Below are 2,316 nucleotides of genomic sequence, written 5' to 3' on the forward strand. Positions count from 1 at the left end.
GTAAGCGCGCCATAAACCCCATCTACCCATATTAACGTTGGCTGATCACACTGGTGGTCTCTTTAGCATTGGAGATCATCATGAGTCGCGACCTCAGTTCCACTCAAGCATTTTGGTTAGGGCACCTGTCTTATGCCGCCGCGTTGCAGATGCCGTTAAGTGCGTATGCTGAAGCGCAAGCCGTGACGTTAGCCGACCTGATGGCGTGGGAAAATCGGTTAATTGTGCAGGGGTTTCCCGTGCCTCCACGTTATCGTCCCGCACGGTTTGTCGCGGTGGAGGTGGTCGTATGATTCGCCCAGGCACTGATCTGAAGGTGTACCTGTGCCGAGAACCCGTCGATATGCGCAAGCAAATTGATGGATTAGCACTGCTAGTTCAGGAAGCCATGGCCTTGAACCCGTTTGATCAAGCGCTGTTCGTGTTCGGTAATCGCCAGCGCGATAAAGTGAAGCTGCTGTTCTGGGAACGTAACGGCTTTGTGGTGTGGTACAAGCGCTTGGAGCGTGAGCGGTTTAAATGGCCCACCCACCTGAAGGACGACACAGTGACGCTAACGGGTCAAGAACTTAACTGGTTGCTGGATGGCTATAACCTGAAGGCTATGCAGCCTCACAAAGCGTTGGATTTTCAGCGGGTTGGCTAGCCGTAGCTCTCCTATTTTAGGGGCGTTTTTGGTAAACTATGCGATATGAAAAACGCCGCTTCCTCCTCACCGACCGTTACCCAGCTTGAGCGCAAGCTGGCCGCTGCTGACGCTGAAAATGCGCGGCTGTTGGCGTTGATGGAGAAAAAGGAAGCACAGTGGGAGGCCACCAAGCAGTCGTTGTTTGAACAGTTCCGGCTTGCCCTGGAGCGTCAGTTCGGCCCTTCCACTGAGAAATACCGTGTCGACCAGCGGGATCTTCTGATCAATGAAGCGGAAGTGGCGGTGGACGAGGAAGACGCATCGGAGAGCGACGCTACTGCTGATGACGCGACGATCGACACCGCCACGCCTGCCAAGCGTCGCACACGCGGCGGGCGTGTTGCGCTACCGCCGGAGCTGCCGCGCGTCGACGTCATCCATGAACTGCCCGACGATGCTCGCCACTGCCACGATGATGGCACCGCGCTAAAGGTGATCGGTGAAGAGGTCAGTGAGGAGTTGCATGTGGTGCCTGCCCGGATCGAGGTGATCCGCTATGTGCGACACAAATATGCCTGCCCGCTGTGCGAAGAGGGCGTCAACACCGCCCCAGCGCCGGCCAAGCTGTTGCCCAAGAGCAATGCCAGCGCCACGCTGCTCGCCTATATCGCGACGGCTAAATACCAGGACGCGCTACCGCTTTATCGGCAGAGCCAGATCTTTGCCCGCCATGGCGCCGAGATCCCCCGCAATACCCTGGCACGCTGGATGGTGCAGGCGGGGGAACGGATCATCCCGCTGATCGACACGCTACGCCAGCACCTCTTAAACGCCCCGCTGATCCACATGGATGAGACGACGCTCCAGGTCAATCAAGAAGCGGATCGTGCCGCCAGTGCCACCTCGTATATGTGGGTGCAGCGGGGTGGCCCGCCGGGCCAGCAGGTGGTCTTGTTCGACTACGCGGCCAGCCGCTCCGGACGGGTGCCCGTTGACCTGCTGGGCGACTATGCGGGTCGCTTAATCACTGATGGCTATGAAGGCTACGCCGAGATCGTGCGCCGTAATGGGATCACCCATGCGGGCTGTTGGGCGCATGCCCGGCGCAAGTTCGTCGAGGCCCAGAAGGTGCAGCCCAAAGGCAAAACCGGCAAAGCGGACTGGGCGCTGAGCCAGATCCGTAAGCTATACGGCGTGGAAAAACAGGCGAAGGCACTTGAGTCCGAGGCGCGTCACGCGCTGCGTGTACAGAAGAGTCGCCCGTTAATCGACCAACTGCGCACCTGGCTCGACAAGTCACTGGCCCAGGTGCTGCCCAAAAGTGCGCTGGGTAAAGCCCTGCACTACCTGGATAACCAGTGGCCTCGGCTGACCCGGTTCCTGGACGATGGCCTGATCCCGCTAGACAATAATCTGGCGGAGAACGCTATCCGCCCGTTCGTGGTGGGGCGTAAAAACTGGCTGTTCAGCCACACCCCGAGCGGTGCTCACGCCAGCGCGGCGATCTACAGCCTGATCGAAACCGCCAAAGCCAATGGCCTTTCGCCCTACGACTACTTGCAGTACGTCTTCGCGACCCTGCCCACCCTCGACGCTGATGAGCTCCATACGCTGCTGCCCTGGCAGTGGAAAGAGACCTTACCGGTCTAAGCGAAGCCTGCATAGATGGGGTTAGTGGAGCGCTTACG

3 protein-coding genes are annotated in these 2,316 nt (G+C 59.0%); all 3 read left to right on the forward strand.

Annotation, left to right across the window (positions count from 1 at the left end; translation table 11 throughout):
• Positions 1-80 precede the first annotated feature (80 nt).
• Genes HZS80_RS23150 through tnpC form a run of 3 tightly spaced genes read left to right on the forward strand, consistent with a single transcriptional unit; the run spans position 81 to position 2,278 of the window.
• On the forward strand, positions 81-293 hold the full coding sequence (locus HZS80_RS23150; protein ID WP_179917452.1) for a hypothetical protein: 213 nt from the start codon (positions 81-83) through the stop codon (positions 291-293).
• A complete protein-coding gene (gene tnpB / locus HZS80_RS23155) occupies positions 290-646 on the forward strand; it encodes an IS66 family insertion sequence element accessory protein TnpB (RefSeq protein ID WP_179917453.1) in 357 nt (118 codons plus the stop codon). Before HZS80_RS23150 ends, tnpB begins: the two co-directional genes overlap by 4 nt.
• Positions 647-691: 45 nt before the next feature.
• Positions 692-2,278 carry an IS66 family transposase gene (gene tnpC, locus HZS80_RS23160; protein ID WP_179917454.1) on the forward strand — a complete coding sequence of 529 codons (1,587 nt, stop codon included), beginning with the start codon at positions 692-694 and terminating at the stop codon, positions 2,276-2,278.
• Positions 2,279-2,316: the final 38 nt, after the last annotated feature.

It is taken from the genome of Vreelandella glaciei (assembly GCF_013415125.1).
Lineage (GTDB): Bacteria > Pseudomonadota > Gammaproteobacteria > Pseudomonadales > Halomonadaceae > Vreelandella > Vreelandella glaciei.

Bases quoted from the DNA above. Each gene is read 5' to 3' on its own strand.
- tnpC (WP_179917454.1), top strand. From the start codon at position 692: ATGAAAAACGCCGCTTCCTCCTCACCGACCGTTACCCAGCTTGAGCGC.
- HZS80_RS23150 (WP_179917452.1), top strand. From the start codon at position 81: ATGAGTCGCGACCTCAGTTCCACTCAAGCATTTTGGTTAGGGCACCTG.
- tnpB (WP_179917453.1), top strand. From the start codon at position 290: ATGATTCGCCCAGGCACTGATCTGAAGGTGTACCTGTGCCGAGAACCC.